This window comes from Inquilinus sp. 2KB_23, from assembly GCF_052115705.1.
Classification (GTDB): domain Bacteria; phylum Pseudomonadota; class Alphaproteobacteria; order DSM-16000; family Inquilinaceae; genus Inquilinus; species Inquilinus ginsengisoli_A.
The window spans coordinates 182,171-203,934 of the sequence record NZ_JBFRHF010000009.1; the positions used below are offsets into that span (position 1 = coordinate 182,171).

A 21,764-nucleotide genomic window follows, 5' to 3' on the forward strand; every position below is an offset into this window, starting at 1 on the left:
ATCATGAGCAAGCGTGAGCATTTCGGAACCACCGTCACCGGCGCCGGCGGGCAGAAGCTGCCCTTCTCCAAGGCGGTGCGGGCCGGGGATTTCGTCTACGTCTCGGGCCAGGTGCCGTTCGACGAGAACGGCGTGGTCGTGGCCGGCGGGATCGAGATCCAGACCCACCAGACCATGAAGAATGTCGAGGCGGCGCTGGCGCTGGCCGGCTGCACCCTGGCCGACGTGATCAAGGTCACGGCCTGGCTCGACGACACCCGCGACTTCGCCGCCTTCAACCGCACCTATGACAGCTATTTCACCGGCGACCGGCCGGCGCGGTCCTGCGTCCGCGCCGACATGATGATCGACTGCAAGGTCGAGATCGAAGCGATCGCCTTCAAACCATTGAGCTGACGCGCGGCGCGACGGGGACCGGCCGCTCGCCCTGCACCATGGTGCGGTACAGCAGCCGATCCTGGCCGTCATAGTCGTTGACGGCATAGTGCAGGGTGCAGCGGTTGTCCCAGATCGCCAGGTCGTGCGCGGTCCAGCGCAGCCGGCAGGTGAATTCCGGCCGGATGGCGTGGGCATAGAGGAAGTCGAGCAGCGGCTTGCTCTCCTCCACCGTCATGCCGTCGAAGCGCTGGGTGTAGATCGAATTGATGAACAGCGCCTTGCGCCCGGTGGCGGGATGGACGCGCACCACGGGATGGGGGATCTCGCGATCCGCCTCCGGCCGGTTGCGCTCGATGCCGATCGACTTCGAGACCGCGACATTGCCGGGAATGCCGCCGGTGCCGTAGGGCTTGCCGGAATGCATCGCGTCGAGCCCGTCGAGCAGCCGCTTCATGCCGTCCGACAGCGCGTCATAGGCGGCATGCATGTTGGCGAACAGCGTGTCGCCGCCATGGCTCGGCACGTGGCTGGCATAGAGCAGCGAGGCCATCGGCGGCTGGTCGAGGAAGCTGAAATCCGAATGCCAGGCATTGCCGAAGGTGCTGACCTTGCGCTCGTCCGCCGCCTTCTTCACCGCGACGACATCCGGGTGCTCGTCCATGTGCTTGATGTAGGGCGCCCGGCTGATCGGCCCGAAGCGCCGGCTCAGCGCCACCAGATCCTCCGGCGCCAGCTCCAGGCCATGCAGGTGGATCACCAGATAATCATCCAGGGCCTGGCGGATCGCGGCGAAGCTGTCGTCGTCGACCGGGCCGGCGAGATCGATGTCGGCGCCGAGCGACCCGGCCATCGGCCGGATCTCGACGCGTGCGCGGGGGGTGCTCATGGCCGCAGTATAGGCACCCGATTCGGTGAGTCGGAAGGGTCGGCAATATGAGAATGAACGGGCAGTCCGCTCTCTTTTTCTGTCATTGCCCGGCTTGACCGGGCAATCCAGGGGCCACCAAGAGCCGCTCTGGCCGCCCCTGGATGCCACGGTCAAGCCGTGGCATGACAAACAGAAACAGGCCGAAGTCGGGCCCGCCCTGACCTACGCCTGCTCTTCCGCCCGGATCGCATCCAGGCCTTCCCGATAGCCCGGATAGGTCAGCGTGACGCCGAGCTCGTCACGGATCCGGTCGACCGTCAGCCGTTTGCACTCGGCGTAGAATTCCCGGCCCAGGGGCGACAGGCCGGAGTCCTCGAACGGCACCAGCGGCGGCGGGTCGATGCCGAGCAGCTGGCAGGCGTATTCGATCGGGTCGTTCGGGCTGGACGGGTGGCCGTCGGCAACGTTGTAGACCGCCCCGGCGCGCGGCCGGCGCATCGAGGCCAACAGGACGCTGCCGATGTCGTCGACATGGATGCGGTTGAACACCTGGCCCGGCTTGTCGATCCGCCGGGCCCGACCGCGCCGCAGCTGGTCGAAGGCGCTGCGCCCGGGCCCGTAGATGCCGGCCAGGCGGAACACCTGCACCGGCACGCCGGTGTCCTGGAACGCCGCGAACCAGGCGCGTTCGGCCTCCAGCCGCTTCCAGCCGCGCGGTGAGCCGGGGGCGGGGGCGGCGGTCTCGTCGATCCAGGCGCCGTCGCGGTCGCCGTAGACGGCGGGGGTCGAGAGGTAGCCGACCCAGCGCAGCTCCGGCAGCGCCTTCAGCGTCTCCGCCAGCGCCGGCACCGCCGGGTCGCCCGATTCCTCCGGCGAGATCGACTGCACCAGATGGGTGGTCCCGGCCAGCACGGCGGGATCGAGCGGCTGGCCGGGGCCGAAGGCGTGGGCATCGAAGCCTTCGGCCCGCAGCTGTGCCAGCCGGTCGGAGTCGCGGGTGGTGCCGGCGACCTGCCAGCCCAGGTCGCGCAGGCGCCGTGCCAGCCGCGTCATGCTGTAGCCGAGGCCGAAGACGAACAGTCTTCCGGGTCGCAGTTCGTCCATGGGGTGTCGCGTCGCCTGTTGCATCCGAGGGGACCGCTATAGCAATGTGCCGGCCAGGACGTCGACGGTGCGTCCTGCGACGCCCCCGGGATGCTTGATGCAACGGGGTTTCTTCGGACGGATAGATCCAAGCGATATCCGCGCGTGCCGCCCACCGTCCGCTGCCGGGATTCGTCCCGGCCGTGCCGGCATGGCGTGGGGCCAGGAGGCATGATGGCGGGCAAGCTGGGTGTGATGATCTGCGGCCATGGCAGCCGGGATCAGGGGGCCGTGGACGAATTCGCCGCCGTCTCGCTGCAGCTGCGCCGCCGCCTGCCGCAATACGAGGTCGATTACGGCTATCTCGAATTCGCCCGGCCGATCATCCGCGACGGGCTGGACCGGCTGCAGGCCAAGGGCGTGACCGAGGTGCTGGCGATCCCGGGCATGCTGTTCGCCGCCGGCCACGCCAAGAACGACATTCCCTCGGTGCTCAACACCTACCAGGCCCAGAACCCCGGCCTGACCATCCGCTACGGGCGCGAACTCGGCATCGACGTGAAGATGCTGCGCGCCGCCGGCGAGCGGGTGCAGGAGGCGGTGGAGATCGCCGATGCAAGGCGTGACGACGGGCCGGTGCCGCTGCACCAGACCATGCTGGTGGTGGTCGGCCGCGGCGCCTCGGACCCCGACGCCAATTCGAATGTCGCCAAGGTCATGCGGATGATCTGGGAGGGTCTGGGCTTCGGCTGGGGCGAGACCGCCTATTCCGGCGTGACCTTCCCGCTGGTCGAGCCGGCGCTGGAGCATGCGGCCAAGCTGGGCTATCGCCGCATCGTCGTGTTCCCGTATTTCCTGTTCACCGGCATCCTGGTCGACCGGATCTACGACGCCACCGACACGGTGGCCGCGCGCCATCCCGGGATCGAATTCGTCAAGGCGCGCTACCTCAACGACCATCCGCTGGTGCTGGCGACGCTGGAGGAGCGCATCGGCGAGATCCTGGACGGCACCGGCAACATGAACTGCCAGATGTGCAAGTACCGGATGCAGGTGCTGGGCTTCGAGGCCGAGGTCGGCCTGCCGCAGGAAAGCCACCACCACCATGTCGAGGGCATCGCCGGCGGCCCGGCGCATGAGCATGGCCATGACCACGGGCACGACCATCACCACCACGGCGATCACGGCCATCCTCACGATCACGCGCACGGCCATGATCACGATCACGGGCATCGCCACGATCATGGGCACAGCCATGACCACGGGCACAGCCATGGGCACGATCACGGCCACCACCACCATCCCTATCCCCATGCCGACCACCCGCTGGGGCCGAAGAGCCTGAAGAAGGCCGGGTGAGGGCAGGGATGGCGCGGTCTTCCTACACCCCCGGCGACGAACCGCTGCCCCTGCTCGACGAGATCGAGAAGCGGCGCGGCCTCGCTTTGTCGTCCGGGGAAGACATGGCGGGCCCGTCCCGTCGCTATGACTATCTCCGCGATCCCGACGCGATCTACCGCCAGTCCTTCGCCACCATCCGGGCCGAGGCGCGGCTGGAGCGGTTCCCGCCCGATCTCGCCGAGATCGCCATCCGCGTGGCCCATGCCTGCGGCATGGTCGAGGTGGTCGACGACCTGGTCTTCGACCCCGAGGTCGCGGCGCGCGGCCGGGCCGCTTTTGCGGCCGGTGCGCCGGTGCTGGCGGATTGCCGCATGGTCGAGGCCGGCATCATCCGCGCCCGGCTGCCGGCCGGAAACGACGTGGTCTCGCTGATCGGCGATCCGTCGCTGCCCGACCTGGCGCGCCGCCTCGGCACCACCCGCTCCGCGGCGATGGTCGAGCTGTGGCGCGACCGGCTGGACGGCGCGGTGGTGGCGATCGGCAACGCGCCGACCGCCCTGTTCCGGCTGCTGGAACTGCTGGCCGACGGCGCGCCGAAGCCGGCGGCGATCCTGGGCTTCCCGGTCGGCTTCGTCGGCGCCGCCGAATCCAAGGCGGCGCTGGCCGGCAGCGGCCTCGGCGTGCCGTTCCTGACCCTGCCCGGGCGGCGCGGCGGCAGCGCCATGGCCTCGGCCGCGGTCAACGCCCTGGCGCGGGACGGGATCTGATGGTCGCGCCCTGGCTCTCGGTCATCGGCATCGGCGAGGATGGGCTCGACGGCCTGGCGCCGACCGCCCGCGCCCTTTACGACAGCGCCGAGATCGTGGTCGGCGGCAAGCGGCACCTGGAGATGGTGCCGGAGGATGGCCGCCAGCGTATCCCCTGGCCGCCGCAGCTGCTGGCCCTGGTGCCGGAGATCGAGGCGCTGCGCGGCCGCCGGGTGTGCGTGCTGGCCAGCGGCGACCCGATGTGCTTCGGCGTCGGCGTCACCCTGTCGCGCCGCATCCCGATCGCCGAGATGGTGGTGGTGCCGGCGCCCTCCGCCTTCAGCCTGGCCTGCGCCCGGCTGGGCTGGCCGCTGGTCGAGGTGCGCATGGTGACGCTGCACGGCCGGCCGCTGGAGCTGGCGGTGCCGCATCTGCAGCCCGGCGCCAGGCTGCTGGTGCTCAGCGCCGACCTCACCACGCCGGGCCGGCTGGCCGCGCTGCTGCGCGACACCGGCTGGGGCCGCAGCGGTTTCACCGTGCTGGAGCGGATGGGCGGGGAGGGCGAGCGGATCACCCGTGCCACGGCGGACGGGTGGGGCGACCAGGAGGTCGACGACCTCAACACCATCGCGGTCGACTGCGTCGCCGGGCCGGGGACGCGTGTCTTCCCGACCGTGCCGGGGCTGCCGGACGACGCCTTCGCCCATGACGGCCAACTGACCAAGCGCGAGATGCGGGCGATGACCCTGGCCGCGTTGGCGCCGTCGCCCGGGCAGATGCTGTGGGATGTCGGCGCCGGCTGCGGCTCGATCGCCATCGAATGGATGCGCTGCGATCCGCGCAGCCGGGCCGTGGCGATCGAGCGCGACGACAGCCGCATCGCCCTGATCGCCCAGAACGCGGCGGCGCTGGGCACCCCGTTCCTGAAGGTGCTGCGCGGCGAGGCGCCGGCCGCGCTGGCAGGCGACCTGCCGCGGCCCGACGCCGTGTTCATCGGCGGCGGCATCACCGGGGAAGGCGTGGTCGAGGCCTGCTGGGCGGCGCTGCCGCCGGGCGGCCGGCTGGTGGCCAATGTGGTGACGGCGGAGGGTGAGGCCGCGGTGGTCGGCCACCACGCCCGCCTCGGCGGCAGCCTGACTCGCATCGCCGTGTCGCGCGCCGAGCCGATCGGCGGCTATCACGGCTGGCGCCCGCTGATGCCGGTGACGCAATGGGCGGCGGTGAAGCCGTGGGGGGCGGCATGACCGGCACCCTCTACGGCCTCGGCGTCGGGCCGGGCGATCCGGAGCTGGTCACGCTGAAGGCGCTGCGGCTGCTGCGCGCGGCGCCGGTTGTGGCCTACCCGGCGCCGGATGTCGGCGACAGCTTCGCCCGGGCGATCGTGGCGCCGCATCTGCCGGGCGGGCAGGTGGAGATCGCCATCCGCGTGCCGATGCGGGTCGATCCCGCTCCGGCCCAGGCGGTCTACGATGCCGCGGCGGTGGAGATCGGCGGCCATCTCGAGGCCGGGCGCGACGTGGCGGTGCTGTGCGAGGGCGACCCGTTCTTCTACGGCTCGTTCATGTATCTGTTCGGCCGGCTGGCGGAGCGCCACCGGATCGAGGTGGTGCCCGGCGTCTCCTCGCTCACCGCCTGCGCCGCCGCCATCGGGCTGCCGCTGGCCGCCCGCAACGACGTGCTGACGGTTCTGCCGGCGCCGTTGCCGGCGGAGGAACTGCGGCCACGGCTGCAGGCCGCCGAGGCGGTGGCGATCATGAAGCTCAGGCGTCACTTCAAAAAGATATCGCAATTGCTTGAAGAAACTGGATTGTATCGCGATGCCCACTATGTCGAGCGGGCGACGCTCGGGCATCAGCGGGTGCTGCCATTGGCCGAGGTCGACCCCGACACCGTGCCGTATTTCTCGATGATCCTGGCGCATCGGCGCGGGGCGGCGTGGCGATGACGGCGCTGATCACCCTGACCGCGGGCGGACTCGAAATCGCTCGACGTCTCAAGCCGTTGTTGCCCGATGCTGCGATCCACGCGCCGTCCTGCCGCGTCACCGGCGCGGATGTCGCCTTCGACAAGCTGGCCGACCACCTGCGGACGCTGTTCCAGGCGGGGGAGCCGATCATCGGCCTCTGCGCCGCGGGGGCGCTGATCCGCATCCTGGCGCCGCTGCTGTCCGACAAGCGCACCGAGCCGCCGGTGCTGGCGGTGGCGGAGGATGGCAGCGCCGTGGTGCCGCTGCTGGGCGGGCATCACGGCGCCAACGACCTGGCGCGGCAGGTGGCACAGGCGCTGGGTATCTCGCCAGCGATCACCACCGCCGGCGATCTGCGTTTCGGCGTGGCGCTGGACGATCCGCCGGCCGGCTGGCGCCTGTCGGAAACCAGCGATTACAAGAGTTTCGTGGCCGATCTTCTGGCCGGCGAGACCGTGCGGATCGAGGATGGCCTGACCTGGCTGGCCGGGGCCGGCCTTCCACTCAACCCGACGGCGCGCAAGGGGATCGTCGCCGACATCCGGGCCCTCCCGGCCGATCCCGACCGGCTGGTGTTCCACCCGGCGGTGCTGGCGGTCGGCGTCGGCTGCGAGCGTGGCGCCGAGGCGGCGGAAATCGAGGCGCTGATCCGCGACACCCTGGCCGAGGCCGGGCTGGCGCTGGGAGCCGTCGCGGCGCTGGTCTCGGTCGACCTCAAGGCCGACGAGGCCGGGCTGCAGGCGGCGGCGCAGGCGCTGGGCCTGCCGTTGCGCGTGTTCGACCCGGCGACGCTGGAGGCCGAGACGCCACGCCTCGCCAACCCATCCGAGGTGGTGTTCCGCGAGATCGGCTGCCATGGCGTGGCCGAGGCGGCGGCGCTGGCCGCGGCCGGCCCTGGCGGCCGCCTCATCGTCGAGAAACACAAGTCACGCCGCGCCACCTGCGCCGTGGCCGAAGCACCTGATATTCTCGACCCGGATCGCATCGGCCGCCGCCGCGGCACGCTGGCGCTGATCGGCATGGGTCCGGGTCGGGCGGATTGGCGGGCGCCGGAGGCCGACCGGCTGATCGCCCGGGCCACCGACCTCGTCGGCTACAGCCTCTATATCGACCTGCTCGGTCCGGCCGCGGCCGGCAAGGCCCGGCACGACTACAAGCTGGGCGAGGAGGAACTGCGGGTGCGCGCGGCGCTCGACCTGGCGGCGGAGGGGCGGGATGTCGCCCTGATCTGCTCCGGCGATGCCGGCATCTACGCCATGGGCAGCCTGCTGTGGGAGCTGGTCGAACGCGGCGGCCGGCCGGACTGGCGCCGGGTCGAGATCACCACCGTGCCCGGCATCTCGGCGATGCAGGCGGCGGCGGCCCGGATCGGCGCGCCGCTGGGTCATGATTTCTGCACCATCTCGCTGTCCGACCTGATGACGCCCTGGCCGGCGATCGAGAAGCGGATCGCGGCGGCGGGGCAGGGCGATTTCGTCGTCGCCTTCTACAACCCGGTGTCGCAGCGCCGGCGCAGCCAGCTGGCCCGTGCCCGCGAGATCCTGCTGGCGCACCGACCGGCAGCGACACCGGTGGTGCTGGGCCGCAATCTCGGCCGCGAGGGCGAGACCCTGACCGTCACCACGCTGGGCGAGCTGACCGTCGACATGGTCGACATGCTGACCCTGGTGCTGGTCGGGTCCTCGGAGAGCCGGGCGCTGCTGCTCGGCGACGGCACCCCGCGCGTCTACACGCCGCGCGGCTATGGCGACAAGCCGGAGGCGCAGCGGGCATGACCGTGCATTTCATCGGCGCCGGCCCCGGCGCGCCCGATCTGCTGACCCTGCGCGGCCGCGACCTGATCGCCCGCTGCCCGGTCTGCCTCTATGCCGGGTCGCTGGTGCCGGAGGCGGTGGTGGCGCATGCGCCGGCGGAGGCACGGGTGGTCGACACCGCGCCGCTGCATCTCGACCAGATCATCGCCGAGATCGAGGCGGCCCATACCGCGGGCCAGGACGTCGCCCGGGTGCATTCCGGCGACCCGTCGCTGTATGGCGCCATAGCGGAGCAGATCCGGCGGCTGAAGGCGCTGGACATCCCCTACACCATCACCCCGGGCGTACCGGCCTTCGCCGCCGCCGCCGCGGCGCTGGGCACCGAGCTGACTCTGCCCGATGTCAGCCAGACCGTGATCCTGACCCGGACCACGATGAAGGCCTCGGCCATGCCGCTGGGCGAGGAGCTGGAGACGCTCGGCCAGTCCGGCGCGACGCTGGCGATCCATCTGTCGATCCGCAACATCCCGGCGATCCGCCGGGCGCTGGAGCCGCGCTACGGCGCCGATTGCCCGGTGGCGGTGATCTATCGCGCCACCTGGCCGGACCAGCAGATCATCCGCGGCACCCTGGCCGATATCGGCGCCAAGGTGCGCGCGGCCAAGATCACCCGCACCGCGCTGATCCTGGTCGGCCGGGTGCTGGGCGACACCGAGTTCACCGACAGCGCCCTGTACGACCCGGCGCATGTCCACGTGCTGCGCCCGAAGCGCGCCAAGAAGACCGTTTCCGTATCCTGACCGAAGGGGGATTTCCGATGCGATTCACCAAGACCGCCGCACTCGCCGTTCTCGCCACGCTGCTGCCGGTGGCGGCCTATGCTCATCCCGGCCATGACGTCTCCGGCTTCACCGCCGGCTTCGAGCATCCGCTGTCCGGCCTCGACCACATCCTGGCCATGGTCGCCGTGGGCATCTGGGCCGGCCAGGTCGGCGGCCGCTATGTCTGGCAGGCGCCGCTGGCCTTCCTGGCGCTGATGGCGCTGGGCGGTCTTGCCGGCATCGAAGGGCTGGGCCTGCCGATGGTGGAGATCGGCATCGCCGGGTCGATCGTGGTGTTCGGCGCGATGATCGCTCTGGCGGTGCGGCCGGTGGCCTGGATCGGCATGGCGGTGACCGGCGTGTTCGCCGTGTTCCACGGCTATGCCCATGGCGCCGAGATGCACCCGGACGCTTCGGCCCTGACCTATGGCGTCGGCTTCATGGTGGCGACGGCGATCCTGCACGGCGCCGGCATCGGCGTGGCGCTGGGCCTGAAGCGGATTAACCTGACCGCCGTCGAGCGGGCGCTGGGCGCGGCGATCGCCGTGGCCGGCGTCGTCATCGCAGCCGGTTAAGCGCCTGCCAGCCAGTCCAGCGCCCCGGCGATGTCGGCCACTATCGGGATGGGGGCTGATGCCGCCGGCAGCGCCGGGCGTCGGATCATGACCACCGGGATCGCCGCCTCGCGCGCCGCCGTCAGCTTCGCCGCGGTGGCGTCGCCGCCGGCATTCTTGGCGACCACGGCGCGGATGCCGTGGCGCGCGATCAGGGTGCGCTCGCCATCCAGCGTGAACGGGCCGCGCTCGCTCAGCAGCAGGCAATCCGCCGGCAGATCCTGCGGCGCCGGCGGCTCGATCGAGCGCAGCACGAAGCGCAACCCAGCACAGCGTTGGAACGGCGCCACCTCCTGCCGGCCCAGGGTCAGCAGCACGGCAGCGCCGGCCGGCAGCGCCGAGGCCAGCCAGTCGGCGGCCTCGGCCGCATCCGCCACGTCGATCCAGCGGTCGCCCGCCACCGCAACCCAGGCCGGCCGCTCGATGCGCAGCAAGGGCAGGCCGAGCCGGGCACAGGCGGCGACGGCATGGGCCGACATGGTGGCAGCGAAGGGATGGGTGGCGTCGATCACCCGGTCGATGCGTTCGGCCTGCAGATACGCCGCCAGCCCGTCGACCCCGCCGAAGCCGCCGGTGCGCACCGCGCCGGGCAGCGCGGCCGGTGCCCGGGTGCGACCGGCCAGCGAGGTGGTGACGTCCCAGCCGCCCGCCTCGGCCAGCGCACGGGCCAGCGCCGCCGCCTCGGTGGTGCCCCCGAGGATCAGCAGGCGCCTACCAGCCATCGGCCGCCCCCACCAGCCCGCCCTGGCGGTCGAACACCAGGATCTCGACGGCGACGCCGCTGCCTTCGACCACGGCCTGCGCCGTCGCCTGCGCCCGGCGTGCCACCAGATCGGCCAGGGGGATGCCGGCCGCGCCCGCCAAATCGAGCACCTGCTTCGCCGTGTTGGCGTTCCGCGCCTGGTCGACCAGTTCGGCCGGGGCGCCGGCCTCGGCCAGCCGGTCGCCCAGCCAGTCGAAATCGACCTCGCTGCGGCCGGAATGCAGATCCAGGAAGCCCTGCGCCAGCTTGGTCAGCTTGCCGAAGCCGCCACCGATGGTCAGGCGCGGGATCGGGTGCGCCCTGAGGTACTTCAGCAGCCCGCCGGCGAAGTCGCCCATGTCGAGCAGCGCGTTCTCGGACAACCCATAGCGCGCGACCACCGCGGCTTCCGAGGTCGACCCGGTGCAGCCGGCGACATGGCCCAGGCCGAGGGCCCGGGCGACATCGATGCCGCGATGGATCGAATGGATCCAGGCGGCGCAGGAGAACGGCACGACCACGCCGGTGGTGCCCAGCACCGACAGCCCGCCGAGGATGCCGAGCCGCGGGTTCCAGGTCTTCTGCGCCAGCTTGTCGCCGTCCGGGATCGAGATCTCGATCACCACATCGCCGGCGTCGCCATGTTCGGCGGCGATCCGCGCCACCACCTCCGACATCATCCGGCGCGGCACCGGGTTGATCGCCGGCTCGCCGGGCGGGATCGGCAGGCCGGGCAGGGTGACGGTGCCGACCCCGGGGCCGGCCTTGAAGCGGACGCCCGATCCGGCCTCGCCGCGCCGCACTTCGGAGACGACGAGAGCACCATGGGTCACATCCGGATCGTCGCCGGCATCCTTGATGATGCCGGCCCGCGCCCAGCCGGGGCCGAGCCCTTCCAGCGCCAGGGCGAAGGCGGGCGTCTCCCCGCGCGGCAGGGCGATCGTCACCGGATCCGGGAAGCGTCCAGTCAGCAGCGCGGTATAGGCGGCGGCGGTCGCGGCGGTGGCGCAGGCCCCGGTGGTCCAGCCGCGCCGCAACGGCGCTCCCTCGGAAGTCTGGGCAGGTTTGCGGGCCATGATGGATTTCGATACAGCATGCGTCGCACGCTGCATAGCGATGCCGGGGCGCGCGTTCTAAGGTGACGGCGATGGTTGATCTTCCCTTGTCCTTCCCGGCCTTCGAACCCGGCTGGGTCTGGCTGGTCGGCGCCGGGCCCGGCGATCCCGGCCTGCTGACGCTGCACGCGCTGCACGCGCTGCAGTCCGCCGATGTCGTGGTCTATGACGCGCTGGTGTCCGACGCGGTCATCGCCCTCGCCCCGCCGGGCGCCGTGCTGGAATTCGCCGGCAAGCGCGGCGGCAAGCCGTCGCCGAAACAGCCCGACATCACCGCCCGGCTGATCCAGCTGGCCCAGGCCGGCCAGCGCGTGCTGCGGCTGAAGGGCGGCGACCCCTTCGTGTTCGGGCGGGGTGGGGAGGAGGGGCTGGCGCTGGTCGAGGCCGGCATCCCGTTCCGCATCGTGCCGGGCATCACCGCCGGGATCGGCGGCCCGGCCTATGCCGGTATCCCGGTGACCCATCGCGACACCAACCATGCCGTGACCTTCCTGACCGGCCACGACGCCACCGGCGACGTCACCGGCGGCATCGACTGGGCGGCGATCGCCCGCGGCTCGCCGGTCATCGTGGTCTATATGGCGATCAAGCATATCGGCCGGATCGCGGCGCATCTGGTCGAGGGCGGCCGCGCGCCGACCGAGCCGGTGGCGGTGATCAGCCGGGCGACGACGCCGGAGCAGCGGGTGCTGGAATCGACGCTGGCCACGGTGGCCGCGGATGTCGAGGCCCAGGGGCTGCAGGCCCCGGCCGTGGTGGTGGTCGGCGAGGTGGTGCGGCTGCGCCAGGCGCTGGACTGGCACGGTGCCCTGGCCGGCAAGGTCCTGACCAAGGACCCGCTCGGCACCCGCGCGAAGGGCGAGGCGGTCTGAGCCATGCCGGCCCTGATGATCGCGGCGCCGTCCTCCGGCAGCGGCAAGACGGTGGTGACGCTGGGGCTGCTGCGCCATCTGCGCGACCGCGGCGTGGCGGTGGCCTCGGCCAAATCCGGGCCGGACTACATCGACCCCGCCTTTCACGCCGCGGCCAGCGGCCGGCCCTGCGTCAACCTGGATGGCTGGGCGATGCGGCCGCAGACGCTGGACGCGCTGGCGGAGCGCCAGGCGGAGAATGCGGATCTCCTGATCGTCGAGGCGGCGATGGGGCTGTTCGACGGCGCCCCCGGGCCGGGCGCGTCCGGTGACGGCTCGGCCGCCGATCTCGCCGCCCGCTTCGGCTGGCCGGTGGTCCTGGTGCTGGACGCGGGCGGGCAGGGCTTCTCGGCGGCGGCGGTGCTGGCCGGGTTCAAGGCCTTCCGCGACGACGTCCGGATCGACGGGGTGATCTTCAACCGGGTCGGCAGCCCGCGGCACGCGGCGATCCTGCGCCGCGCCGCCGGTCATGCCGGCCTGCCGGTGCTCGGCTTGGTGCCGCGCCTGCCGGCCCTGGCGCTGCCCTCGCGCCATCTCGGCCTGGTCCAGGCGGGGGAGCATGCGGCGCTGGAGGCGTTCCTGGCCGCGGCCGGGGCGGCGATCGGGGCGGCCGTGGATGTGGAAGCTGTAAGGCAACTCGCTCTTTTGAGTCCCCCCTCCCCCCGCGGGAGGGGGGACTCAGAAAGCTTCATTCCACCCCTCGGCCAGCGCATCGCCGTCGCCGCGGACACGGCCTTCGCCTTCACCTATCCGCATCTGCTGGCGGCGTGGCGCGAGGCGGGGGCGGAGATCCTGCATTTCTCGCCGCTGGCCGACGAGGCGCCGGATCCGATGGCCGATGCCGTCTACCTGCCGGGTGGCTATCCCGAACTCCATACCGGCCGGTTGGCCGGGAATCGCCGGTTCCTCGACGGGCTGCGCGCCGCGGCGGCCCGGGGCAGGGCGGTCTATGGCGAGTGCGGCGGCTACATGGTGCTCGGCACCGGCCTGACCGACGCGGAAGGGCAGCGCCACGCCATGGCCGGGCTGCTGCCGGTCGAGACCTCCTTCGCCGAACGGCGGCTGCATCTGGGCTATCGCCGGGCGGTGCTGGCCGCAGCGACCCCGCTGGGGCCTGCCGGCACGGCGTGGCGCGGGCATGAGTTCCACTATGCCTCGATCCGCGCCGAAGGGCCGGGCGAGCCGTTGTTCGAGGCCTGGGACGCCGAGGATGCGCCGCTGGGCTTCCTCGGCCGGCGCGCCGGATCGGTCTTCGGCTCCTTCTTCCACCTGATCGACCAGGCATGAGTATGGTTCCGCATGGCGGCGACCTCGCCGCGGCCGAAGCGCGCTGGGGTGTCCCGGCCCGGGGCTGGCTCGACCTCTCCACCGGCATCAATCCGGTGCCCTATCCGATCCCGGCGATCGACCCCGCCGCCTGGCACCGGCTGCCGCAGCACGACCGGCTGCGGCAGCTGCTGGCGGCGGCGCGGGACGCCTATGGCGCCCCAGATACCGCGCCGGTGGTCGCCGCGCCGGGGACCCAGATCCTGATCCAGCTGCTGCCGCGGCTGCGGCCCGGCGCACGCGTCGCCATCCTGGGCCCGACCTATGGCGAACATGCCGCCTGCTGGGCGGCGGAAGGGGCTGATGTGACCGCGGTCGACAGTTTGGACGCGGCTGCCGCGGCCGATGTCGTGGTCCTGGTCAACCCGAACAACCCCGACGGCCGCATCGTCCCGTCCGACCGACTGCTGGCTCTTGCAGATGGTCTGGCGGCGCGTGGCGGCCTGCTGGTGGTCGACGAGGCCTTCGCCGAGGTCGCCCCCCAGGCCAGCGTGGCGGCGGAGGCCGGGCGGCCCGGGCTATTGATTCTCCGATCGTTCGGTAAATTCTTCGGCCTGGCCGGCGCGCGGCTCGGCTTCGCCTTGGGGGCTGTGGCGGAGATCGACCGGCTGGCCCGCCTGCTCGGCCCCTGGGCCGTGCCCGGCCCGGCGATCGAGATCGGCATCGCCGCCCTGTCGGACCGGGCCTGGCAAGGCGCGGCGAGGGCGAGATTGTCGGCCGACGCCGCGAAGCTCACGGCGACACTCGAAGCCCGTGGCCTGCGGGACCGTGGCGGCACCGACCTGTTCCGGCTGGCTGGGCATCCGGACGCGGCCGGGGTGTGGAACCGCCTCGGCCGGGCCGGCATCCTGGTCCGGCCCTTCCCGGACCGGCCGACCCTGCTGCGCTTCGGCCTGCCTGCCGATGCCGCCGGCTTCGAACGGCTGGCCGCCGCGCTGGGTTAAAGCCCCCGGAGCCGGGCCATGACGTAGCCGTCGACATACTCGCCGTCGCGATAGGCGTAGGCGCGCTCGCGGCCCTCGATCTCGAAGCCGAACTTCTTGTAGATCGCGATCGCCGGTTCGTTGTCGGTCCACACCCCCAGCTCCAGCCGCTTCAGGTCCAGCCAGTTGTCGGCGCTGTCGATCAGCGCCGCCATCAGGGCCGAGCCGATGCCGCGGCCGTGGAAATCGTCATGCACGCCCATGATGATGTAGCCGGCATGGGCGCGCCGGCCCTTGCCCGGCTGCAACTGGGCCCGGCCGACCGCGCGGCCCTCGACCACCGCGACGATCTGGACCTCGTCCGGCGGGATCGCTTCGAGCTGCTTGCGGATGGCGTCGGGCGACCGGAAGGGGGTCTGCAGCGTGCCCCAGCGGTAGCGGGGCTGGGCCTGCATCTCGACGATGTCGGGCCAGTCCTCGGGACGCATCGCCCGCAGGGTGAAGCCGGGATCGGTCATGCGGTCGGGTCCTTCGGTGTCGCCGGATCGGGGCGATCATAGCGCGGCAGATCCCGCTTTCGAACCCCGGGCGGGAATCTGTTTTAAACTTAAAGCATTTCATGATTAGATCATTGCAATCGCTTCCGCCGGACGGGGGCACATGAAAGACTGACGGCGCGATCGGCGGCCACCGTCGGCGCGGCAAGAAACGGGGGAGAGCATCATGGCGAGACGCGTTCCGGCCTTGTTGGCGGCTGCGATACTGGCGGTGGCGTTGCCGCTGGGCGCCCAGGCGGAAGAGGGCAAGCTCAAGATCGGCTTCATGGCCACGCTCTCCGGCCCACCCGCCGCGCTGGGCCAGCACATGCGCGACGGCTTCCAGCTCGGGGTCAAGGAGCTGGGCGGAAAGCTCGGCGGCATTCCGACCGAGGTGGTGGTCGAGGATGACGAGCTGAAGCCCGACGTCGCGGTCAACAAGGTGCGCAAGCTGCTGGAGAGCGACCAGGTCGACATCGTCGTCGGCGTCGTCTTCTCCAACGTCATGATGGCGATCGCCAAGCCGGTGACCGACGCCGAGAAGATCCTGATCAGCCCCAACGCCGGGCCGTCGCCGTTGGCCGGCAAGGGCTGCAACCCGTATTTCTTCTCGGTCTCCTACCAGAACGACCAGAACCACGAGGTCATGGGCAAGTATGCCCAGGACAAGGGCTGGACCAAGGTCGCGCTGATCGCCCCGAACTACCAGGCCGGCAAGGACGCGCTGGCCGGCTTCAAGCGCTTCTACAAGGGCGATGTGGCCGAGGAGATCTACACCCAGGTCAACCAGCAGGATTTCTCGGCCGAGCTGGCGAAGATCGCGGCGGCCGAGCCGCAGGCGGTGTATGTGTTCATGCCCGGCGGGTCCGGCGTCAACCTGGTGCGCCAGTACCGCCAGGCCGGCCTGGCCGACCGCATCCCGTTCCTGTCCGCCTTCACCGTCGACGAGACCACGCTGCCGGCGACCAAGGACGCGGCGCTGGGCCTGTTCGCCGGGGCGCAATGGGCGCCGAACCTGGACAACCCCGCCAACAAGGCCTTCGTCGCCGCCTTCGAGACCGAATACGGCTACGAGCCGGCGCTGTACGCCGCCAACGGCTATGACGCGGCCAAGCTGATCGACGCGGCCATCCGCCAGGCCGGCGGCAAGGCCGATGCCGAGACGCTGAAGACCGCGATCCGGGCCGCCAAATGGGCCAGCGTCCGCGGCGACTTCGCCTGGAACAAGAACAACTTCCCGGTCCAGGACTTCTATTTGACCGAGGTGGTGAAGCGCGACGACGGCAAGATCGTCACCAGCCGGGTCTCGACCGTGTTCCCGCATTACGGCGACGCCTACGCCGACCAGTGCGCGATGAACTGAGGCCGGCCGGCGTGCTGTCTCCGGTCCTGCTTGTTCCCCCGCCGTCATTGCGAGGAGGCGCAGCCGACGAAGCAATCCATGGCGCCGGTGCGGGCTGCCCGATGGATTGCTTCGCTGCGCTCGCAATGACGGTATCGGAAGGCGGAAGGGCTCTGCCATGAGCACCACCCTCCTGGTCGTCCAGACCCTGAACGGGCTGCAGCTCGGTGTGCTCTTGTTCCTGATCGCGGCCGGGCTGACGCTGGTCTTCGGGGTGATGGACTTCATCAACCTGGCGCATGGCGTGCAGTACATGCTCGGCGCCTATTTCGCCGTCGCCTTCTACGGCCTGACCGGGCATTTCCTGGCGGCGCTGCTGCTGTCGCTGGCGGCGGCGCTGGCGCTGGGCCTGCTGCTGGAGGTGCTGGTGTTCCGGCACCTCTACGGCCGCAGCCATCTCGACCAGGTGCTGGCGACCTTCGGCCTGATCCTGTTCTTCAACGAGGCGGTGCGGGCGCTGTGGGGATCCTCACCGCTGAGCATCCCGATGCCGGAGGCGCTGTCCGGGTCGATCGCGCTGATGCCGGGCCTGCTGTACCCGGTCTACCGCCTCGCGGTGCTGGCGGCCGGCCTCGGCGTCGCCGCGCTGCTGTGGGTGCTGATCACCCGGACCCGGATCGGCATGCGGGTGCGGGCCGGGGCCAGCAACGCCGACATGGTCTCGGCGCTGGGGGTGAACGTCCGCCGGCTGTTCATGGTGGTGTTCGGCGTCGGCACCATGCTGGCGGGCTTCGCCGGCGCCCTGGCCGGGCCGATCTTCGCGGTCGAGCCCAGCATGGGCGACAACTTCCTGATTCTGGCCTTCGTGGTCATCGTCATCGGCGGCATCGGGTCGATCAAGGGCGCCTTCATGGCGTCGCTGCTGGTCGGGCTGGTCGACACGCTGGGCCGGTCCTTCGCCAGCGACATCTTCAAGCTGGTGCTGGCGCCGGCCTCGGCAAACCAGGTCGGGCCGGCCCTGGCCTCGATGCTGATCTACCTGCTGATGGCGGCGATCCTGTTCTTCCGCCCCGCCGGACTGTTCCCCGCCCATGGCCAGTGATGTGATGGTCACGACGGAGGCCCCCGCATCCCCGTCGGCGCTGCGCTCGGCGTGGCCGGCGCTGCTGATCTTCGCCGTGCTGGCGCTGGTGCCGGTGGTGGCGCCGCTGCTCGGCGCCGGCAGCTACGCCCTGACCATCGTCAGCCGGATCATGATCTTCGCTATCGCCGCGGTCAGCCTTGACCTGATCCTCGGCTATGGCGGGCTGGTGTCCTTCGGCCACGCCGCCTTCATCGGCCTCGGCGCCTATGCCGTCGGCATCCTGGCCGATGCCGGGGTGGGCGAGGGGCTGGTGCTGCTGCCGGCGGCGATGCTGGCGGCGGCGGTGTTCGCCCTGCTGACCGGCGCCATCTCGCTGAAGACCCGCGGCGTGCACTTCATCATGATCACCCTGGCCTTCGGCCAGATGGCCTATTTCACCATGACCAGCCTGTCCGCCTATGGCGGCGACGACGGGCTGACGCTGTGGGCCAAGCCGCTGGTCGCCGGATTCAAATGGCTGAACGACCGATCGGCCTTTCACTATGTCGTCCTCGCTCTGCTGATCGCGGCCTGGGGGCTGTGCCGCGCCGTCACCCGCTCGCGCTTCGGCCGGGTGCTGCGCGGCTGCCGCGAGAACGAGGAGCGGATGCGCGCCCTCGGCTACGACCCCTTCGCCTACCGCCTCGCCGCCTATGTCATCGCCGGCGCCATCGCCGGGCTCGCCGGGGCGCTGCTGGCGATCCAGGCCGATTTCATCAGCCCGGCCTACATGTCCTGGCAGCGCTCGGGCGAGCTGATCGTCATGGTGGTGTTGGGCGGCATCGGCAGCCTGCACGGCGCCATCATCGGCGCCGCCGCCTTCCTGCTGACCGAGGAGCTGCTGTCCGGCGTCACCGAGCATTGGCGCCTGATCTTCGGGCCGCTCCTGATCCTGGTGGTGCTGTTCCTGCGCGGCGGTCTGGGCGGGCTGCTGGGGAAGATCCGCCATGACTGAGCCGGTGCTGGCCGTCGAGGGCCTGTGCAAGCGCTTCGGCGCGCTGACCGTCACCGACGGGGTCGGCTTCGAGGTGCGGCCGGGCGAGATCCACGCCCTGATCGGGCCCAACGGCGCCGGCAAGACCACGCTGATCCAGCAGCTCTGCGGCCGCCTCGTGCCCGATGCCGGCACCATCCGCTTCCTGGGCGGGGACATCACCCGGCTGCCGGCGCACGCCCGAGCCCAGCGCGGCCTGGCCCGCACCTTCCAGATCACCCATCTGCTGCCCGGCTTCACCGTGCTGCAGAATGTGGCGACCGCGGTGCAGCGCCGGCGCGGCTCCAGCTTCCGCTTCTTCCGGCCGGCGGGCCGCGACCCCGACCTCAACGCCGCCGCCCAGGCGCTGCTGGCCCGCACCGGCCTGGCCGCCCGCGCCGCGACGCCGGCCGGAGCGCTGAGCCATGGCGAGAAGCGCCAGCTCGAACTCGCCATGGCCCTGGCGCTGGAGCCGAAGCTGCTGGTGCTGGACGAGCCGATGGCCGGGACGGGGCGCGAGGAGACGGCGCGGCTGGTCGAGCTGCTGAAGGGCCTGGCCGGCGGCCTGCCGATGATCCTGGTCGAGCACGACATGAGCGCGGTGTTCGCCCTGGCCGACCGCATCTCGGTGCTGGTCTATGGCCGCATCATCGCCACCGGCGCGCCGGACGAGATCCGCGCCAGCCCGGAGGTCCGCGCCGCCTATCTCGGCGAGGAGGCGGCATGACCGCGCTGCTGACCATCGACGGGCTGGAGGCCGGCTATGGCGGCGCCCAGGTGCTGTTCGGCGTCGCCCTGACCGTGGGGGCGGGGGAGATCGCGACCCTGCTGGGCCGCAACGGCATGGGCAAGACCACCACCATCCGCAGCCTGATGGGGCTGCTGCGCCCCGCCGCCGGCCGCATCGTGTTCGACGGCGCCGACGTCACCGGCCTGCCGCCCTACCGCCTGGCCCAGGCCGGCATCGGGCTGGTGCCCGAGGGCCGCCAGATCTTCCCGACCCTGACGGTGGAGGAGAATCTGGTCGCCACCGCCGCCGACCGCTTCCGCCGGCCCGCGCCCTGGACGCTGGACCGGGTCTACGCCGCCTTCCCGCGGCTGGCGGAGCGGCGGCGGCACCGCGGCACCCAGCTGTCGGGCGGCGAGCAGCAGATGCTGGCGATCGGCCGGGCGCTGATGACCAACCCGAAGCTGCTGGTGCTGGACGAGGCGACCGAGGGGCTGGCGCCGCTGATCCGGGCCGAGATCTGGGACTGCCTGGGCCGGCTGAAGGGCGAGGGCCAGTCGATCCTGATCATCGACAAGACCCTCGACGCGCTGCTGCGCCTGGCCCAGCGCCATGCGGTGATCGAGAAGGGGCGGGTGGTGTGGAGCGGCACCAGCACCGAGCTGATGGCGGCGGAGGGGATACGCGAGCGCTATCTGGCTGTATGATCCCGGCTGCGCGTTCCCCCACTGCGAGGTGTGCGATGAACTCGGCCAATCTCCAGCTCGAAGGCGTCTATGCCGCGATGACGGCGCTGATGACGGCCCTGCGCGACAAGGGCCTGCTCGACCAGGAGGAGATCGACGGCGCGCTGGAGCGGGCCGAGACCGCCCTGGTCTCGAACTCCCGGCGGCCGACCGAGCTGAGCGCCGCGAGCGTCGAGGCGATCTGCTTTCCGCTGCGCTACCTCCGGCTCGCCAACCGGGCCACGGCGGACGGCCCGGCCCTGTCCTTCGCCGAGCTGGCCGCCCGGGTCGGGCAGATGAAGGCCAGCCGCTGAAACCGGGGGTCGCGTGCGACACTGACGCCGGGCATCGGCGGCTGCTTCGGCTTGACGCCGCCGCCCGGTACCCTATCTAGGGGACGCCCCGGCCTGTCGTCGCGGTCGATGCATTTGAGATCGGCAAGGATCACGGAGCCCATGACCACCCCGAACCCCGGACTGGACGAAGCCTCGGACGACCATCACGAGGACATCCTGTATCCGGAGGCGGTGCCGTTCGTCCTGCTGCACCTCGCCAGCTTCGCGGCGATCTGGACCGGCGTCACCTGGCAGGCGCTGGTGATCTGCGTGGTCCTGTACGTCCTGCGCATCTTCGCCATCGGCGCCGGCTACCACCGCTATTTCGCCCACCGGGCCTATTCCACTAGCCGGGTCTTCCAGTTCTTCCTGGCCTTCCTGTCGCAGAGCACGGCGCAGAAGAGCGCGCTGTGGTGGGCCGCCAAGCACCGGCACCACCATCTGCATTCCGACACCGAGCTGGATGTGCATTCGCCGCGGCACCGGGGCTTCGCCTACGCCCATCTCGGCTGGATCTTCTCGACCCGCCACCGCACCACCGACCTGGGCAAGATCGCCGATTTCGCGCGCTTCCCCGAGCTGATGCTGCTGCACCGGTGGGAGCTGACCCCGGCCGTCATCCTGGCCGTGATCACCTTCCTGATCGGCGGCTGGTCGGGCCTCGTGGTCGGCTTCGTCTGGAGCACGGTGCTGGTCTATCACGGCACCTTCTGCATCAACTCGCTGGCCCATGTGCATGGCCGCAAGCGCTACGTCACCGGCGACGATTCCCGCAACAACTGGCTGCTGGCGCTGATGACCATGGGCGAGGGCTGGCACAACAACCACCACGCCTTCCAGAGCAGCGTGCGTCAGGGCTTCCGCTGGTGGGAGTTCGACCCGACCTTCTACATCCTGAAGGCCCTGTCCTGGTGCGGCGTGGTGTGGAACCTGAAGACCCCGCCCGAGGCGGTGCTGCGCAACGAGCAGCGCCTGGGCACCAAGATCATCGAGCGCGCGGCCGCCGAGCTGGCGGGCAGCTTCCACATCGACCGCATCGCCGCGGCAATGCGCGAGGCGCTGGCCCATGCCCATGCGCCGACCCTGTCGGACCTGCAGGACGCCCTGGCGGCCGCCCAGCACAAGACCGTGGACCTGCTGGCCAAGGCACATTTCCCGGCGCTGCCGACCCGCGAGGAGTTCCGGCTGCGCGCGGCGGCGATGTTCGCCAAGACGCGGTCGATGGAGGACATCGTCGAGCGCGCCCACCGCATGGTCCTCGACGCCGTCAGCAAGCGCCTGGCCGCGGCCTGACCGGCCATCCGATCCGGTGGACGCCGGATCGGGCCGAGAAGGAGCGTGTTGCCTCTCCCGCCAGGCGGGAGAGGTCGGGCTCGCGCAGCGAGACCGGGTGAGGGCTGGCCCAGGCCTCGACA

General features: G+C 71.3%; 23 protein-coding genes. 18 read left to right on the top strand and 5 right to left on the bottom strand.

Annotated elements, in window-relative coordinates:
• The first annotated feature begins 3 nt into the window (after positions 1-3).
• Positions 4-396: a RidA family protein gene (locus tag AB4112_RS13875; RefSeq protein ID WP_309796523.1), complete on the top strand. Its 393-nt coding sequence runs from the start codon at positions 4-6 to the stop codon at positions 394-396.
• Here the strand turns inward: AB4112_RS13875 and AB4112_RS13880 are convergent.
• Positions 380-1,264 carry a TauD/TfdA dioxygenase family protein gene (locus AB4112_RS13880; protein WP_441720427.1) on the bottom strand — a complete coding sequence of 295 codons (885 nt, stop codon included), beginning with the start codon at positions 1,262-1,264 and terminating at the stop codon, positions 380-382. The two genes, AB4112_RS13875 and AB4112_RS13880, sit on opposite strands and share 17 nt — an antisense overlap.
• Positions 1,265-1,468: 204 nt before the next feature.
• Positions 1,469-2,350, bottom strand: coding sequence for an SDR family oxidoreductase (locus AB4112_RS13885; RefSeq protein WP_441720429.1), 882 nt, complete (start codon positions 2,348-2,350; stop codon positions 1,469-1,471).
• A gap of 213 nt (positions 2,351-2,563) precedes the next feature.
• Here AB4112_RS13885 and AB4112_RS13890 point away from each other — a divergent pair, with 213 nt between their 5' ends.
• The 7 genes from AB4112_RS13890 (at position 2,564) to AB4112_RS13920 (ending at position 9,532) form a co-directional block, all read left to right on the top strand.
• Positions 2,564-3,688, top strand: coding sequence for a sirohydrochlorin chelatase (locus tag AB4112_RS13890; protein ID WP_441720431.1), 1,125 nt, complete (start codon positions 2,564-2,566; stop codon positions 3,686-3,688).
• A 104-nt stretch (positions 3,689-3,792) separates the two neighbouring features.
• A complete protein-coding gene (locus tag AB4112_RS13895) occupies positions 3,793-4,437 on the top strand; it encodes a precorrin-8X methylmutase (protein ID WP_441720509.1) in 645 nt (214 codons plus the stop codon).
• Positions 4,437-5,660: a precorrin-6y C5,15-methyltransferase (decarboxylating) subunit CbiE gene (gene cbiE / locus AB4112_RS13900; RefSeq protein ID WP_441720433.1), complete on the top strand. Its 1,224-nt coding sequence runs from the start codon at positions 4,437-4,439 to the stop codon at positions 5,658-5,660. Before AB4112_RS13895 ends, cbiE begins: the two co-directional genes overlap by 1 nt.
• Positions 5,657-6,361, top strand: a complete 705-nt coding sequence (cobI, locus tag AB4112_RS13905; protein WP_441720435.1) for a precorrin-2 C(20)-methyltransferase — start codon at positions 5,657-5,659, stop codon at positions 6,359-6,361. Before cbiE ends, cobI begins: the two co-directional genes overlap by 4 nt.
• Positions 6,358-8,157 carry a precorrin-3B C(17)-methyltransferase gene (cobJ, locus tag AB4112_RS13910; RefSeq protein ID WP_441720437.1) on the top strand — a complete coding sequence of 600 codons (1,800 nt, stop codon included), beginning with the start codon at positions 6,358-6,360 and terminating at the stop codon, positions 8,155-8,157. Before cobI ends, cobJ begins: the two co-directional genes overlap by 4 nt.
• Positions 8,154-8,936: a precorrin-4 C(11)-methyltransferase gene (gene cobM, locus AB4112_RS13915; protein ID WP_441720439.1), complete on the top strand. Its 783-nt coding sequence runs from the start codon at positions 8,154-8,156 to the stop codon at positions 8,934-8,936. The genes cobJ and cobM overlap by 4 nt, the downstream gene beginning before the upstream one ends.
• Positions 8,937-8,953: 17 nt before the next feature.
• Positions 8,954-9,532, top strand: a complete 579-nt coding sequence (locus AB4112_RS13920) for a HupE/UreJ family protein (protein ID WP_441720441.1) — start codon at positions 8,954-8,956, stop codon at positions 9,530-9,532.
• Here the strand turns inward: AB4112_RS13920 and AB4112_RS13925 are convergent.
• Positions 9,529-10,293, bottom strand: coding sequence for a cobalt-precorrin-6A reductase (locus tag AB4112_RS13925; protein WP_441720443.1), 765 nt, complete (start codon positions 10,291-10,293; stop codon positions 9,529-9,531). The genes AB4112_RS13920 and AB4112_RS13925 overlap by 4 nt on opposite strands.
• On the bottom strand, positions 10,283-11,389 hold the full coding sequence (locus tag AB4112_RS13930; protein WP_441720445.1) for a cobalt-precorrin-5B (C(1))-methyltransferase: 1,107 nt from the start codon (positions 11,387-11,389) through the stop codon (positions 10,283-10,285). Before AB4112_RS13930 ends, AB4112_RS13925 begins: the two co-directional genes overlap by 11 nt.
• A gap of 71 nt (positions 11,390-11,460) precedes the next feature.
• Between AB4112_RS13930 and cobA the strand changes: the two genes are divergently transcribed.
• From cobA to cobD, 3 genes are read left to right on the top strand one after another with little or no spacing between them, the layout of a single operon-like run.
• Positions 11,461-12,300 carry a uroporphyrinogen-III C-methyltransferase gene (gene cobA / locus AB4112_RS13935; RefSeq protein WP_441720447.1) on the top strand — a complete coding sequence of 280 codons (840 nt, stop codon included), beginning with the start codon at positions 11,461-11,463 and terminating at the stop codon, positions 12,298-12,300.
• 3 nt (positions 12,301-12,303) lie between these two features.
• Complete coding sequence (locus tag AB4112_RS13940; protein WP_441720449.1) at positions 12,304-13,626, top strand: cobyrinate a,c-diamide synthase; 1,323 nt, start codon at positions 12,304-12,306, stop codon at positions 13,624-13,626.
• Positions 13,623-14,609, top strand: a complete 987-nt coding sequence (gene cobD / locus AB4112_RS13945) for a threonine-phosphate decarboxylase CobD (RefSeq protein WP_441720451.1) — start codon at positions 13,623-13,625, stop codon at positions 14,607-14,609. The genes AB4112_RS13940 and cobD overlap by 4 nt, the downstream gene beginning before the upstream one ends.
• On the opposite strand, the gene AB4112_RS13950 is transcribed toward cobD, so the two are convergent.
• Complete coding sequence (locus tag AB4112_RS13950; RefSeq protein WP_309796555.1) at positions 14,606-15,106, bottom strand: GNAT family N-acetyltransferase; 501 nt, start codon at positions 15,104-15,106, stop codon at positions 14,606-14,608. The two genes, cobD and AB4112_RS13950, sit on opposite strands and share 4 nt — an antisense overlap.
• 205 nt (positions 15,107-15,311) lie before the next feature.
• Between AB4112_RS13950 and AB4112_RS13955 the strand changes: the two genes are divergently transcribed.
• The 7 genes from AB4112_RS13955 (at position 15,312) to AB4112_RS13985 (ending at position 21,642) form a co-directional block, all read left to right on the top strand.
• Complete coding sequence (locus AB4112_RS13955) at positions 15,312-16,487, top strand: ABC transporter substrate-binding protein (protein ID WP_309796556.1); 1,176 nt, start codon at positions 15,312-15,314, stop codon at positions 16,485-16,487.
• Positions 16,488-16,644: 157 nt separating this feature from the next.
• Positions 16,645-17,568, top strand: coding sequence for a branched-chain amino acid ABC transporter permease (locus tag AB4112_RS13960; RefSeq protein ID WP_309796558.1), 924 nt, complete (start codon positions 16,645-16,647; stop codon positions 17,566-17,568).
• Positions 17,558-18,544 (top strand): branched-chain amino acid ABC transporter permease, encoded by a 987-nt coding sequence (locus AB4112_RS13965; protein WP_309796560.1) that lies wholly within the window; start codon positions 17,558-17,560, stop codon positions 18,542-18,544. Before AB4112_RS13960 ends, AB4112_RS13965 begins: the two co-directional genes overlap by 11 nt.
• Positions 18,537-19,289, top strand: coding sequence for an ABC transporter ATP-binding protein (locus tag AB4112_RS13970; RefSeq protein ID WP_309796563.1), 753 nt, complete (start codon positions 18,537-18,539; stop codon positions 19,287-19,289). Before AB4112_RS13965 ends, AB4112_RS13970 begins: the two co-directional genes overlap by 8 nt.
• A gap of 5 nt (positions 19,290-19,294) precedes the next feature.
• Positions 19,295-19,996 (top strand): ABC transporter ATP-binding protein, encoded by a 702-nt coding sequence (locus AB4112_RS13975; protein WP_309796614.1) that lies wholly within the window; start codon positions 19,295-19,297, stop codon positions 19,994-19,996.
• A gap of 35 nt (positions 19,997-20,031) precedes the next feature.
• Entirely contained in the window at positions 20,032-20,328 is a 297-nt protein-coding gene (locus AB4112_RS13980) for a hypothetical protein (protein ID WP_441720454.1), read from the top strand.
• Positions 20,329-20,469: 141 nt separating this feature from the next.
• Positions 20,470-21,642, top strand: a complete 1,173-nt coding sequence (locus AB4112_RS13985) for an acyl-CoA desaturase (RefSeq protein ID WP_309796566.1) — start codon at positions 20,470-20,472, stop codon at positions 21,640-21,642.
• The last annotated feature ends 122 nt before the right edge of the window (positions 21,643-21,764 follow it).